General features: G+C 42.9%; 16 protein-coding genes and 1 other RNA gene. 4 read left to right on the forward strand and 13 right to left on the reverse strand.

What is annotated here, in order from left to right; all coding sequences use genetic code 11:
* Position 1 precedes the first annotated feature (1 nt).
* The gene (gene kduD / locus MOC09_RS06380) at positions 2 to 766 is read left to right on the forward strand and encodes a 2-dehydro-3-deoxy-D-gluconate 5-dehydrogenase KduD (protein ID WP_268362381.1); all 765 of its coding nucleotides are present in this window, start codon (positions 2 to 4) and stop codon (positions 764 to 766) included.
* Positions 767 to 808: 42 nt separating this feature from the next.
* Here kduD and MOC09_RS06385 read toward each other — a convergent pair whose 3' ends face one another.
* Together MOC09_RS06385 and MOC09_RS06390 are read right to left on the reverse strand one after the other, a co-directional pair.
* Positions 809 to 2,734 (reverse strand): ATP-dependent DNA helicase, encoded by a 1,926-nt coding sequence (locus MOC09_RS06385; RefSeq protein WP_268362383.1) that lies wholly within the window; start codon positions 2,732 to 2,734, stop codon positions 809 to 811.
* A gap of 102 nt (positions 2,735 to 2,836) precedes the next feature.
* A complete protein-coding gene (locus MOC09_RS06390; protein ID WP_268362402.1) occupies positions 2,837 to 3,028 on the reverse strand; it encodes a hypothetical protein in 192 nt (63 codons plus the stop codon).
* Positions 3,029 to 3,191: 163 nt separating this feature from the next.
* Here MOC09_RS06390 and MOC09_RS06395 point away from each other — a divergent pair, with 163 nt between their 5' ends.
* Positions 3,192 to 3,344 (forward strand): YpzG family protein, encoded by a 153-nt coding sequence (locus MOC09_RS06395; RefSeq protein WP_010327933.1) that lies wholly within the window; start codon positions 3,192 to 3,194, stop codon positions 3,342 to 3,344.
* A gap of 52 nt (positions 3,345 to 3,396) precedes the next feature.
* On the opposite strand, the gene MOC09_RS06400 is transcribed toward MOC09_RS06395, so the two are convergent.
* The 9 genes from MOC09_RS06400 to MOC09_RS06440 form a co-directional block, all read right to left on the reverse strand.
* Entirely contained in the window at positions 3,397 to 4,554 is a 1,158-nt protein-coding gene (locus MOC09_RS06400; RefSeq protein ID WP_268369946.1) for a THUMP domain-containing class I SAM-dependent RNA methyltransferase, read from the reverse strand.
* A gap of 101 nt (positions 4,555 to 4,655) precedes the next feature.
* Positions 4,656 to 5,038: RNase P RNA component class B (gene rnpB / locus MOC09_RS06405), an RNA gene on the reverse strand.
* Positions 5,039 to 5,103: 65 nt separating this feature from the next.
* Positions 5,104 to 5,400 (reverse strand): cell division regulator GpsB, encoded by a 297-nt coding sequence (gene gpsB, locus MOC09_RS06410; protein ID WP_003225629.1) that lies wholly within the window; start codon positions 5,398 to 5,400, stop codon positions 5,104 to 5,106.
* Between the two features lie 78 nt (positions 5,401 to 5,478).
* Positions 5,479 to 6,021: a DUF1273 domain-containing protein gene (locus MOC09_RS06415; RefSeq protein ID WP_268362386.1), complete on the reverse strand. Its 543-nt coding sequence runs from the start codon at positions 6,019 to 6,021 to the stop codon at positions 5,479 to 5,481.
* Between the two features lie 88 nt (positions 6,022 to 6,109).
* Complete coding sequence (gene cotD, locus MOC09_RS06420; RefSeq protein WP_080010830.1) at positions 6,110 to 6,337, reverse strand: spore coat protein CotD; 228 nt, start codon at positions 6,335 to 6,337, stop codon at positions 6,110 to 6,112.
* Between the two features lie 83 nt (positions 6,338 to 6,420).
* On the reverse strand, positions 6,421 to 6,549 hold the full coding sequence (locus MOC09_RS06425; RefSeq protein WP_268362388.1) for a hypothetical protein: 129 nt from the start codon (positions 6,547 to 6,549) through the stop codon (positions 6,421 to 6,423).
* 100 nt (positions 6,550 to 6,649) lie between these two features.
* A complete protein-coding gene (locus MOC09_RS06430) occupies positions 6,650 to 7,903 on the reverse strand; it encodes a ribonuclease H-like domain-containing protein (RefSeq protein ID WP_268369948.1) in 1,254 nt (417 codons plus the stop codon).
* A 15-nt stretch (positions 7,904 to 7,918) separates the two neighbouring features.
* Positions 7,919 to 10,168 carry an ATP-dependent helicase MrfA gene (gene mrfA, locus MOC09_RS06435; RefSeq protein WP_268369950.1) on the reverse strand — a complete coding sequence of 750 codons (2,250 nt, stop codon included), beginning with the start codon at positions 10,166 to 10,168 and terminating at the stop codon, positions 7,919 to 7,921.
* Positions 10,169 to 10,270: 102 nt separating this feature from the next.
* Positions 10,271 to 10,777, reverse strand: a complete 507-nt coding sequence (locus MOC09_RS06440) for a PTS sugar transporter subunit IIA (protein WP_268369952.1) — start codon at positions 10,775 to 10,777, stop codon at positions 10,271 to 10,273.
* A gap of 137 nt (positions 10,778 to 10,914) precedes the next feature.
* Here MOC09_RS06440 and MOC09_RS06445 point away from each other — a divergent pair, with 137 nt between their 5' ends.
* Positions 10,915 to 11,334 carry an Hsp20/alpha crystallin family protein gene (locus MOC09_RS06445; RefSeq protein ID WP_268362393.1) on the forward strand — a complete coding sequence of 140 codons (420 nt, stop codon included), beginning with the start codon at positions 10,915 to 10,917 and terminating at the stop codon, positions 11,332 to 11,334.
* 17 nt (positions 11,335 to 11,351) lie between these two features.
* Here the strand turns inward: MOC09_RS06445 and MOC09_RS06450 are convergent, their stop codons facing one another.
* Positions 11,352 to 11,723, reverse strand: a complete 372-nt coding sequence (locus MOC09_RS06450; RefSeq protein ID WP_268369953.1) for a YppG family protein — start codon at positions 11,721 to 11,723, stop codon at positions 11,352 to 11,354.
* 184 nt (positions 11,724 to 11,907) lie between these two features.
* On the opposite strand from MOC09_RS06450, the gene MOC09_RS06455 reads away from it, so the two are divergent.
* Positions 11,908 to 12,096: a YppF family protein gene (locus MOC09_RS06455; RefSeq protein WP_003225611.1), complete on the forward strand. Its 189-nt coding sequence runs from the start codon at positions 11,908 to 11,910 to the stop codon at positions 12,094 to 12,096.
* Positions 12,097 to 12,132: 36 nt separating this feature from the next.
* On the opposite strand, the gene MOC09_RS06460 is transcribed toward MOC09_RS06455, so the two are convergent.
* The gene (locus MOC09_RS06460) at positions 12,133 to 12,504 is read right to left on the reverse strand and encodes a YppE family protein (RefSeq protein ID WP_268369954.1); all 372 of its coding nucleotides are present in this window, start codon (positions 12,502 to 12,504) and stop codon (positions 12,133 to 12,135) included.
* Positions 12,505 to 12,538 lie beyond the last annotated feature (34 nt).

Here is a 12,538-nt window from a genome sequence, read left to right on the forward strand (position 1 = left end):
AATGAGTTATCTACATGATGCCTTTTCATTAGAAGGAAAAACAGCACTGGTGACAGGACCGGGAACGGGAATCGGCCAAGGCATTGCCAAAGCGCTGGCCGGTGCTGGCGCTGATATTATCGGGACCTCACATAAAAGCAGCCTGTCTGAAACACAGCAGCTAGTGGAACAGGAAGGCCGGACGTTTACGTCTTTTACATTGGACATGAGCAAACCGGAAACGATAAGAGATTCTGCAGCTGAGCTGTTTGAAAGCCGGCAGATCGACATTCTTGTCAATAATGCCGGTATTATTCACCGGGAAAAAGCAGAACATTTCGCAGAAGAAAACTGGCATCACGTATTGAATGTCAATCTAAACAGCTTGTTTGTTCTGACACAGCTGGCAGGCAGACACATGCTGAAAAGAGGTTATGGAAAAATTATTAATATCGCTTCTCTTCTATCTTTTCAAGGCGGTATCCTTGTTCCCGCTTATACGGCGAGCAAACATGCGGTTGCCGGTTTGACAAAATCGTTTGCCAATGAGTGGGCAGCTTCCGGCATTCAGGTCAACGCAATCGCTCCGGGTTATATTTCTACAGCGAATACACAGCCTATTCGCGATGATGAAAAGCGAAATGAGGATATTTTAAAGAGAATCCCTGCAGGCCGATGGGGCAAAGCGGATGATATCGGCGGGACTGCTGTCTTTTTGGCATCACGCGCTTCAGATTATGTAAATGGGCACATTTTAGCAGTAGACGGCGGCTGGCTATCTCGCTGACAAATAAAAAAGCTGACGAACACGATCGTCAGCTTTTTCCTATTACATTATATGCGGTTCAACAGGCAACACCTTTTTGACCTCATCAATGATGCGTTCATTCTCTCCGCCAGCATAAATGTGGATTGATCCACTGTCTTGATTCGAACGAATCAGACGCCCGATGCCCTGCCGGACGCGTAACAACATATACGGCAGATCAACTTCTTCGAACGGATCTTTTTTCGCCCCATTGCGTTTGGCTGTAAATACAGGATCATGCGGCGGGAACGGTAATGACCAAATGGTAACATTCTTCAACGCGTCACCAGGAATATCGAGTCCTTCCCATAGATGTACCGAACAAAGCACTGTTTCCTCTTCCTCTTGGAATTTCTCCACTAAGCTGCTGATTTCTTCATCACCTTCAAAGAAAATCGGATACGGCAGCTCCCAAGCCGCGGATAGCTGCTTGAACTCGTTTAATTCCTCAAAAGAAGGGAAAAGCACCAGCGTTCTGCCCTTATAACGTTTGATTGTTTCAATTGTTTCAGCTGTTTTTTGTTCAGCGGTCATCTCTGTTTTTGCATATAGATCAACTGTCATTTGTTCGTCATAATCATAAGGAGAATCAACAGTTAACGACAAATAATCATGAATCCCAAGACTGTCAGCTATATAATCAAATGAACCGCCTTCTGACAGCGTAGCAGACGAGAAGATATAAGGAATTTTCTTTGAAAATACTTTTTCGCCTAACACTTCTGCTACCGTTCTTGGCATTACAACAAAGGTAGAATCTGCTTCCTTTTTCTCCAGCCAGCTGATGGCATCCTTTTGATATAAAGATAATGAATACGCCATTTGTTCAACATATTCTTCTACAACTGACAGCTCGTATTGATCAATCGTGTACATCTCAGACTCGAACACGAGAGCCTCACCAATTTTATCAAGCAAACGGCAAAGCTCGTCCGCCGCCTTTTTAACACGCTGGTCATTTTTTATTTCTAAACGGTGTGAACCGGCTACTTCTTTTGATTCTTCAGAAAGAATATAGAAAAACTCGTCGTTCACAGCAAGCGCATCTTCAATCAGTTCAGCAAACTCTTCTCTGATGTCATTTTGAAGCAAACGTTCTAAAAACAATTCAAGAGTAGATTGCTTCACTCTGTAGGTTAGCGCTTTTTGCGCGGCAAACTCTAACAGATGCCCTTCATCGAAGACAACTGCACTATGATCAGGCAAGAGAGGCAGCTGGCCCTCTCGTTTGCGTGATTCTTCCGTCCACACATGCTCCATGTAAAAATCATGGGAACAAATGATTAAGTCTGTTGACTTGCGGTAGTAATCTCTGGAAAGCGTCAGACCGCATCTGTGTCTCATATCACAAGTCAGACAATCCTGAAACGAATCATAGCTTACTTCTGACCATTCTTCGTTCGATAGATTTGCATACTGCTTACGGTCGCCATACGGATAAAAGCGCTGCATCGCCTGTGATTCATGGACAAATGATGGTAATGACTCATAAAGATCCAGCCATTTATCATCATCGGAGCGCTGCATTGTTTTTTCAAGCTTCTTCAAGCATAGATATTGCTCATGTGACTTTGACAACCTTGTATCAATTTTCAGATCCAAATGCTCAGCAAGCTTCGAGATATCGCCCTCTTTTTTCACAAGCTGTTCGATTAATGTTTCATCAGCACAAGCAATAATAGCGGGTTTGCCGACATATCTTGCGTAGCTGATCGCAAAAAGAAGATAAACCAGCGTTTTCCCCGTTCCCACTCCAGCTTCGGCGAACATGACTTTTTTCTCTTTAAACGCCCGCTCCAGCTGAAAAGCCATAAACACCTGCTCATCCCGAAGGTCAAACCCTTTTTCGGGAAGGATATCGTAAAACACGTCACCAATCCAATTGTTCAATTCTTCATAAAAATTCTTTGTTTTCGTTAAAGAAAAAGGCAAACGTGATGTTGTCACCTAGTTCCAACCCCCAACTATTCGACATTCAGACCACCAATAATATCATTTTCCGCCGATGAATACAATAAAAAAACTTGGCAAGGCCAAGTTTTTTTGCGCTTACTTTCGATTGATCACATGCGACGATAAAAAAGGATGGTCTGTTGAATAAATATGTTCGACCGCTTTTTCTAAATCATTTTGCGCATGCGAAAGCACAGACGGAGACGAATCAGCCCCGAGCTCTTTTAGCTCGCTTGCTGTTGCGTCAAGCGCCCTTTGAATAAGATTAAAATGTTCGCTGTTTAGCATGAGATCACCTCTGATGGAAATAATCATCATTGTATGCGAACTTTTCATTTTATATACATGCTTTCCGCATGTTCTCACCGAAATATGCACAAACTACAATCGATATTCCGTACCCCGGATTATCCGTCTTATCAACAATATTCTATCAGGGAGTGATGTTGACATGAGTTATAGAAATCGGTTAGATCAGCATTCTGAACTGTTTCATCACAATTGGACGCGGCCTAAACGTTCTAAGTCTCAAGTAAACGGTCACACTGAAATGTCCCAAACCAACATTATATTGAGAAGTAACGCGAAAGCTCACCGTTGGTAACGATAGAATATGGCTGAAAGATGAAAGAAGACGCATGCAGAGCGTCTTCTTTTTATGCGTTTTCTGTTTTCTTGCGCTGCGGTCTTACTTTTGACCAGTATTGATAATAATCCGTTTTAATAAACCCGTTAAAGAGCTTTCTTTTCTTCGTCGCTTTTCTGCCGTATGCTTCCTCAAAATTCTCATTTGATGTCAGCATATACACAGACCAGGTATCAAGCGGTTCGAAAGCCTGTCCCATTTCTTTGTACATCTGCTCAACGGCTTTTTTCTCGCCGAGACGCTCCCCATATGGCGGGTTGCCGACAATGACGCCAAACTCCAGATTTGTCGTGAAGTCTTTAACCTGCATCTGCTTAAATTCGATTAAATCACCCAATCCCGCTTCCTCTGCATTTTCTTTTGCGATTTGAACCATGCGGTGGTCTATGTCGCTTGCGAAAATGGCAAGCGGCTGGTCATAGTTTGCTTTTTCCTCGACTTCAAGCCGCGCTTTGTCCCACAGGTCTTTACCAATCCATTCCCAATCCTCTGAAACAAAATCGCGGTTGAATCCCGGGGCGATGTTTTGGCCGATTAACGCCGCTTCAATCGCAATTGTTCCGGAACCGCAGAAAGGATCGACAAATGGACGATCCGGGGTCCAATTGGTTAATTGCACTAAAGCGGCAGCAAGTGTTTCTTTAATCGGGGCGCCGCCCTGATCGACACGGTATCCTCGTTTGTGGAGGCCCGTCCCTGACGAATCCAGCGTAAGAACAGCCTGATCTTTTAATAAAGAAACTTCCACCTTATACTCGGCACCGGTCTCTTCAATCCAGTCGTTGGCTTTGCCGGACTGCAGCTTGAGCTTTTCAACAATTGCTTTTTTGACGATCCGCTGACAGTCAGGAACGCTTGCAAGTGTTGATTTCACTGACTTCCCGATGACAGGGAATTTTCCGTTTTCAGGTATAAACGAGCGCCAGTTAATCGCTTTCGTTTTTTCAAACAGTTCATCAAATGTTTTCGCTTTAAAAGAAGCAACCTGGACCTTTATGCGGTCTGCTGTTCTAAGCCAAAGGTTCGCGCGGCAAATGGCAAGCGCATCGCCTTCAAAAATAACCTTTCCGTTATCAACCTTGCATTCGTATCCTAAATCTCGTACTTCCTTTGCGACAACAGCTTCAATGCCCATCGGCGCCGTTGCAATTAGTGTGTACTTCGTCATCGTATCACCCTGTCTTTTAAAACTTTTCTCTTTTCAAGATAAAAGCTCTCCTTATACGGGAGAGCTTGTTTTCATCATTTTAAATGTTAAGTGGTCTAACGTTCTGTAAGCCATGTTTTGTTCCGTCGTACTGCAAACGGCTCATCACCTCGTACTCAGGCGGCAATCATCTATCTACAGAAAGCATTCTGTCCTTCTCTCCGTTGAATTCCGTCAAGAAGGTTCCCCTACCAAAATTTGGGTTTCTCGCTCGAGGGGTTTACCGCGTTCCACTCTCACCATTTCTAGTGAGACTTCGTCACTGTGGCACTTTCAAGGATACTCAGCCATATCCAAAAGGACGTAGGCTTTTTTCCTGCCGTCAGCCTATCAAGGCTGCCCTAGCTTATGACTTCGCTAGGCACGAACACTACGGGCATCTCAGCACCGTGCGAGCATGGACTTTCCTCTACAGATTCAAGATCTGCAGCGATTACCCGAACGTTAAGAACATGAATTATTATATAACAACTGATTGCAATTGACAAGCGCCAATTTTTTCAAGCGCGATCAATCATAAAGCTTGCTGCCAAAAACGTGTTTTTCTAAGTTAGACAGCCGTTTTAAAATATCAAAGTTCGTTGTGTTAGATTGCACAGGCTGTTTTTTGCTGGCTTCTTCAAGCTGTTTTTTCAGCTGCAGATTTTCCTGCTGCAGTTCTTCGATTTCTTGATGGAAGGTTTCATAATCCTTAATAATCATATCTAAAAATTTGTCAACGTCTTCTTGCTTGTAGCCTCTAACGCCTGTTTTAAATTCTTTTTCCAAAATTTCTTTCGCAGAAAGCTTTACTTTATCAGCAAGCATCTTTTTCACCTCGTATCGTGAATCATCACCTTATATTTTTTCAGAAATCTGTACGGTTGTCAAATTTCCCTCTCTTTGTTAGTAGCTGTCTTCCTCTACCGTCACTCTGAGATCATCCATTGTAATAAAGTAGATGGGATAGCCATCCTGTTCGCGTCTTTTTTCCGCTGTCTCAAGCATATACTTAGGGGAACCTTCCATTTCCGGGTCATATAAAAGCATTAGCCCGTCGGACTTTTCAATGAAGAATTGATTTTTTTGTTTAAACTGAAGCGGGCTTTCATATGGGCGGTGAGTCAGGCTTGCTTCATAGTCTGCCTGAGCGAGAACTGCTCCATACAGTTCCTTGTTCGGTTCTTTCCAGTTCTTTTCCTGCTCATAAAATGGCGTGATGACAGCTACCTTTAAGTCAGGGTATTCTTCCTGCAAATCATATGCAGCTTCGGCCGCCCATAGCTCCGTACCAAGCTGGCCCGAAATTAAAATCCATTCTAACCCTTCATCCACAAAAGCAATCAGCCGGCTCTTAATGGCTTTTTTTATGTAATACAGCGCCTTGTCATCCTGTTTAAATATCCCAAGTTCAAATGGTTTATAACCCGTGATTGCCAATACTCTCATCATATCACCTGCTTTAAAAAATGGGGCTCCCACTGGGCCCCATTTGATGTGCTGCGTTTTTTACATCATCAAGCTGCACGTTTTCCTACTAGTAATCGCAGCAAGGTTTTCCTGCTTGAAAATGCTGATGCGTAGCCGGATCAACATTTGAGAAAGTGTGTGGAAAGTAATGAACGTGCTGAAAATGCTGGTGGTTTACGTTTGTTGTATGCTGTGGATGAATGTGCGGCACGATCGTTTTTGAAAACGTATGGTGTTCACAGCAATGTGTAGGATGGACAATTGGCGCCACCATATGCGGTCTGCAGTGATGCATGATAAAATCCCCTTTCCATAAACTTTATTACAATACTAAGCTATGAAAAATAAGGGGTACATGTTCTAATACAAAGACCTATTTTAAAAGTGTGCAAGTAAGCTGTCTTTAAAGTTAGAAAACACAAAAGCAATCAAAAAAACCACAACAAAGAACAAATAAAAAACACCCTTATACATACCAACTCTCCCTTTAAAAATAACTACCGTCATTTTACAGGATTCGCCGCTATTCTACAACAAAATCAATGTGAATTCAGCAAAAAAAATTCATGGCGAAACAAGTCGTCTTTTGCGCTTTCCGGGGAAATATTTAAGAGGAATATTTCCTCCTCAGCCGAGCAATTCTCACATGCAGTTTTTCTGTTTCACTTTCTGATAAGAATGCCGCATCGCCAAGTAATTGCTCTGCTATATGCAATGCTTTCCCAAACTCTTTTTTCTTGTGCTCAAAATATTTCGCAAGCTCTATCACAGCACCATATCTGCACTTATGATTTTGTGAACGGGACAGCTTTTCCCAAAGCGGCACTGCTTCTGCCAATCGGTTTTGTTTCTTGTACAGGAGCGATAAATCCAGCAGCGCTCTGTCCTGGTCCTCAAACGACTTTCCTTTAAGCGTTTCAAGCTGTTTGACCGCCTCATCCGTTTCTTTGTGAGCCATAAACCATTTCGCCATCGCATAAGCTTCACTGTGCTCTATTGGCGCATGGGATTCTGAAAGTATTTTTTTAGACATATGGATGTACAATGAAATGAGCGATAGCACGTCCATTTCATTATGATGCAGGACACCTTTTAGAAGATCCGGCTCTTGTGCCTTGATAAAATGGAAATAAAGCATTGGTGCCAAGTAACCCGGTGTATCTTCTTGTCTGTGGATGCCAAGTTCCTCTTTTTCAACCGTGCCAAGTGATACACGATCCATTTTGTGTTTCCACAGGCGTCTTGCTCCATGCAGAAGGTCGAAGTGGCCGAACTCCGGGAGCTTTGGAAGTCTGTCGCGGATCAATGTATGCCTTGTTTTCACCTGCGGCCAATCAAAGGCTTTTCCGTTGTAGGTCACAAGTGATGTAATGTCAACCTCGCTTAAAAAGCTTTGATACAAGGCAACTTCATTTCCAGGTTTGGGCAAAAGATGCTGTTTGACCACTACTTTGTCTTTATATACTCTCGCATGGCCGAGCAAAAAAATGGTGTTGCCGGCTCCGCCCCCAAGACCGGTTGTTTCCGTGTCAAAGAAAAAGAGACTGCTTTTGTTATACCCTTTTGCTGACAATGTATGTGACAGGCTGCTTTGATTCCACAAAGCGATCACTTCATCAAGCTCGGAAAAGCTGTATAACCCGTGGCGGTGAGAAAGCGGATATTCTACCTCCCTGATGAGGCAGTATTCATCTTCGAAGAAAAAAGGCTTCATGCCAAAAGCCTCCCATTCCTCTAAAAAAGGGATTTCAGCATGGTTTTGAGCGAAGTGGTTTTCTTGGTTGCCTGATTCTGTTTTCTGTTCCCCTTCATCAAGCACCATATGCTTTTTCATTCGCTGGAGTTTCCCTTTTAATGACATATCTAACCTCCCCCCTTACGACATTTGATCCAACAGGTGCAAAATTCTTTCCTTTGCTTTTATTCCTTCTATTTCGGTACCAATACAAGACGGACAGCCATCATGGCAAGGACATTGTTTAATGAGTTGCTTTGCCGCTTCATTAATGTCTGAAAAACGGTTGAAAACTTCCTCCGCCAAACCGATACCGCCCGGATAATGATCGTATAAAAAGATCGTCGGCAATCCGGTATGGGCTGCTTTGATTTGAGAAACGACATGAACATCGTTTCGGTCACACATGATATACACAGGGACAATATGCTGCAGCACATTCGAGATACCGAGAAGCAGCTGTTCCAGCGTTTTTTCCCCGATATCCTCGTCTACTGTTTTCATTTCAAGCCAAGCTGCACTTGTGTGCAGTTCTTCTTCCGGCAAATGAATAGGACCAGAACCAATATTTTCAAACGTCGTCATTTTTATCTTTTTAAAAATAGTCGGCAAAGCATTGACAGTGACGTCACCATAGTGCAATGACGTCCGGCTATTTTCTGTCGTTTTATCAATTTCTAACACTTTTAGCTGAACTGCCAGATTAGCATCCGTGTAATATTCAACATCAACTTTTCTGACATAAGCCTTTTTGTGGTCCCAATCGAGCTTCTCCACTTGATATTGAACCCCTTCATGCAAATAAATCGCTTCATCATGCAAAAGCGTCATCGCACTAAAACGATCCATTTCACCGATAATCCTTACATTTGCAATATCTGACTGATCAACAATAACGACATTTTCTTGTGACGCAGATCGCAAACTGATATTTGAAGCAGGGAACGATTCACTTGCCCAATGATACCGTTCGCCATTGCGGTGAAGAACAGCCTTTTCCTGAAGATACTCAAGAATGTCACTTACATCCATCGGCCCAAACTCTTCATCAGCGCTAAAAGGAAGCTCATAAGCCGCACACTTTAAGTGGTCTACTAAAATAATCAAATTCTCCGGATTGATTCTCGCAGATTCCGGCGAACGGTTGAAGAAGTATTCAGGATGCCGCACAATATATTGGTCGATCGGCGTTGAATTGGCGACCATGATAATCAAAGACTCACCGTGTCTTCTGCCGGCTCGTCCCGCCTGCTGCCATGCACTTGCCACACTTCCAGGATACCCTGTCATCACACACACTTGCAGCTGGCCGATATCAACACCAAGCTCTAAGGCATTCGTACTGACAACTCCTAAAATCTCTCCTTCTCTTAACCCTCTTTCGATTTCTCTTCGCTCTTTTGGAAGATAGCCTCCTCGATAGCCTCTGATTGACTTTGTTCCAATCTCTTTTTTCACAAGCTCCTGAATATGGCTTAAAATAATTTCCACCCGGACTCTGCTCCTGGCAAAAACAATGGTCTGCACTTTGTTTTTCAGAAACTCTTTCGCCAGTTCATTTACTTCTGCAGTTGCGCTTTTTCTGATATTCAGCGGTTTGTTCACAATTGGCGGATTATAAAAGACAAAGTGCTTCCGTCCGCTCGGGGCGCCGTTGTCATCGACCAGCCGCATCGGATTTCCCGTCAGCTGCTCACCCAATTCCTTCGGGTTGGCAATCGTTGCCGAAGTACAAATAAATACAGGATCGCTTCCGTAAAACCGGCAGATTCGCTTCAGCCGCCGGATTACATTCGCCACATGGCTCCCGAAAACACCGCGATACGTATGAAGTTCATCGATCACGATATACTTAAGGTTCTCAAACAAACTGACCCATTTCGTATGATGCGGAAGAATGGCAGAATGCAGCATATCGGGATTTGTAATGACAATGTGACCTGCTTTTCTCACTTTTTGTCTGATTGCCGGAGATGTATCCCCGTCATATGTAAAACTTTTAATATCTATGCCCATTTCATCAATGATTTCATTTAACTCGCTCTTTTGATCCTGTGCCAGCGCTTTAGTGGGAAATAAATACAGCGCCCGGTTTGTTTCGTCTTGGGCAATGGACTGCAGGACTGGGAGATTATAACATAATGTTTTTCCTGATGCTGTGGGCGTTACGGTAACGATGTTTTCTCCTTTTTGCACATATTGATAAGCAGAATATTGGTGAGTATATAATTCATCAATGCCCCTTTTCGAAAGGGCTGTCTTTATTCTCTCGTCTATACTTTCAGGCATCGGCCTTGTTCTTGCTCCACGAGGCTCAATTTCATGCCAATTCACAACGTTTTCATTTCCTTTTAACTCAGAAATGAGCTCAGTCAGTGATTTCTTTTTCATTCTTTACACCTCTTTGTCAAGTACAGTTTACCGAATATTTGTTTGCATGGCTAGGTGCAAATTTTATACAATCGAACAAAAAAAGCAAGGCATACGCCCTGCTCATTTCGCTTTTATTGTGAGGAGCTTTGTTTCTCCTTTGTGGGCAGCCTTTTCGCCTGCCGGCACAATTGATCCTACAGCCTCACCATTCATGATCACGATCGGAATGACTGTGCTGCTCGCTTTTTCTATTATTAATTCCAAATCACACGTAATCAGCGGGTCACCGACCTTCACTTTGTCCCCTTCTTTAATATGGGCAGTAAACCCTTCTCCGTTCATATTAACCGTTTCCAGCCCAACATGAATTAAGAGTTCAATTCCCGAACGGGTTCGAATGCCAACGGCGTGTTTGGTGTGGAATATCTGAATCACTTCGCCTTCAGCAGGTGAAACGATTTCGCCATTTGTAGGCTCAACCGCTATTCCTTCCCCCATCATCTTCTGTGAAAAAACTGGGTCCGGCACATCTGTCAGGTCCATTACCGTACCGTCTGCCGGAGAATAAATAACCTCTTCTGTCACTTTTTCCTGAGTTTTGCCCATTCCGAATAATTTTTTCAGCAATGTGTTTTCTCCCTTCTCATTCGCTTCAACCGCTATCCCTACATTCACCACTATTTAACCATACTTTCAATTTTGCTTCAATTTATAACAACATCCGGCATAGCCGCATAGTCTGGTTAAAAAAGGCGGTGGCAGAGTTGGAATTCGATGATGACAAAAAGAACGATCTGCAAAAGAAAGAAGAAATCATAACGGAGGCAATAGACGATCTTTTTCAATCCTCAGCGTTCGGCAACCTGATAAACGGATTTCAGAACCTGATCAACTCGAGTTTAAAGGATGTACAGACGACCATACATGTCAGAGAAAGAGATACCGGGCTGTATGTCGATATCACAATTCCATCGACGTTTCAAGACGGCGACATCGTCGTTGACATTAAATCCAGGTATCTTCATGTCACACTTCAAGAAAAACAGCAACAGCAGCATGAAGCTACTTTTACAAGCATGACGAGAACAGTGCAGCTGCCTTATGAAGTTCGCCAGGAAGATATGGAAACGTCTTGGAACGAACAAACCATGACACTTTTCTTTCCAAAAAATAAGCATGAATGAGCGTTTCATTCATGCTTCTATCCTTTAAAAAAGCTTGTAAATCCTTTTATTAAGGATCCGACCTGATTCATTGCACTCATCACTTGGCCTGTCGTATCCATCATTTTATTAAAATCAAACTGCCCGTTGGCTTTTTTGAACTGCGACATAATACTTTGAAATTGTGAGGGCTGCTGCTGGTTAGGCCTTGGGATTGGATAAGGATTGGAAAATACAGGCGGCTGCATAGGCATAGACTGGACCGGAGAATACGGCTGATAATAATCCTGCTGCCCATATGGCTGCTGCGGCAAATATTGCCCTGGTACAGGCTGCTGATAATATCCCTGCATTTGCTGGGGATAATAATAGCCCATTTGCCGAGGATAGCTTTGAAAACTTTTGTTCATTGCGATTCCCCCTAAAACTCAACATTCTCTTCTATATATGTATGAATAAAGTCTATTGTTTGTGTCACAGGACCCGGTTCTCATTTGTCAAATCGTGTCGAAAGTTTAAATTTTTTAAAAACAGAAAAAAGTCGAATCATTATGGTACCATATCTTCAATACAGATGAGAGGGGATGCACCATAATGAACGTATCATACTTAAGCAAACGTTTTGCAGAAATGAAGAAATATGAAACAGACTGTATGAATAAACTGATGGACTTTGCCAAGTTCCTCTATATTCAAGGACATCTAAGCACAACTGAATTTCGTAACAGTATGAAGGTTCTCGAAGCAAATGGAGCAGAAAGCCCGGCATATGAGCTAAATTAACGTCCGGCCCCCTATAACAAACGAAAAGAAGACAGCCTACAGGCTGTCTTCTCTAGCAATTTCATCTTTAACTGCGTGCAATGTGTACAGGACTGATTCAGTGATGTCCTTGAATCTTTTTTTATGAATATGATGAACATATGATTGAAGGATCAATTCCTGGAAATTATCCTTTGCGGTCTCAATTTGCCCTTTATGCACATATTTCGGGCGGCGTGCTTTTATTAATTCAAGCGCCCCTTTCGCCCAGCGATCAGCCAGATCATCATTCTCTTCAACTGCAGGCTTTATTGTCTCAAAAAAATCATAAGAAAGATCACTTTCTTTTCCTTCCTGATATCGATCAGCGCCATTTTCAGTAGCTTCAATCATTTGCTCGGTCATTTCCAGCAATGTTTGTGATAGCAACACCCTTCACCTCAATGCTATCGTACCAAATTCC

Source organism: Bacillus sp. N12A5 (assembly GCF_026790125.1).
In the GTDB taxonomy this organism is placed as follows: domain Bacteria; phylum Bacillota; class Bacilli; order Bacillales; family Bacillaceae; genus Bacillus.

Bases quoted from the DNA above. Each gene is read 5' to 3' on its own strand.
- kduD (WP_268362381.1), top strand. From the start codon at position 2: ATGAGTTATCTACATGATGCCTTTTCATTAGAAGGAAAAACAGCACTG.
- MOC09_RS06390 (WP_268362402.1), bottom strand. From the start codon at position 3,028: ATGCTAAACAGCGAACATTTTAATCTTATTCAAAGGGCGCTTGACGCA.
- MOC09_RS06395 (WP_010327933.1), top strand. From the start codon at position 3,192: ATGAGTTATAGAAATCGGTTAGATCAGCATTCTGAACTGTTTCATCAC.
- MOC09_RS06400 (WP_268369946.1), bottom strand. From the start codon at position 4,554: ATGACGAAGTACACACTAATTGCAACGGCGCCGATGGGCATTGAAGCT.
- gpsB (WP_003225629.1), bottom strand. From the start codon at position 5,400: ATGCTTGCTGATAAAGTAAAGCTTTCTGCGAAAGAAATTTTGGAAAAA.
- MOC09_RS06415 (WP_268362386.1), bottom strand. From the start codon at position 6,021: ATGAGAGTATTGGCAATCACGGGTTATAAACCATTTGAACTTGGGATA.
- cotD (WP_080010830.1), bottom strand. From the start codon at position 6,337: ATGCATCACTGCAGACCGCATATGGTGGCGCCAATTGTCCATCCTACA.
- MOC09_RS06425 (WP_268362388.1), bottom strand. From the start codon at position 6,549: ATGACGGTAGTTATTTTTAAAGGGAGAGTTGGTATGTATAAGGGTGTT.
- MOC09_RS06430 (WP_268369948.1), bottom strand. From the start codon at position 7,903: ATGTCATTAAAAGGGAAACTCCAGCGAATGAAAAAGCATATGGTGCTT.
- mrfA (WP_268369950.1), bottom strand. From the start codon at position 10,168: ATGAAAAAGAAATCACTGACTGAGCTCATTTCTGAGTTAAAAGGAAAT.
- MOC09_RS06450 (WP_268369953.1), bottom strand. From the start codon at position 11,723: ATGAACAAAAGTTTTCAAAGCTATCCTCGGCAAATGGGCTATTATTAT.
- MOC09_RS06455 (WP_003225611.1), top strand. From the start codon at position 11,908: ATGAACGTATCATACTTAAGCAAACGTTTTGCAGAAATGAAGAAATAT.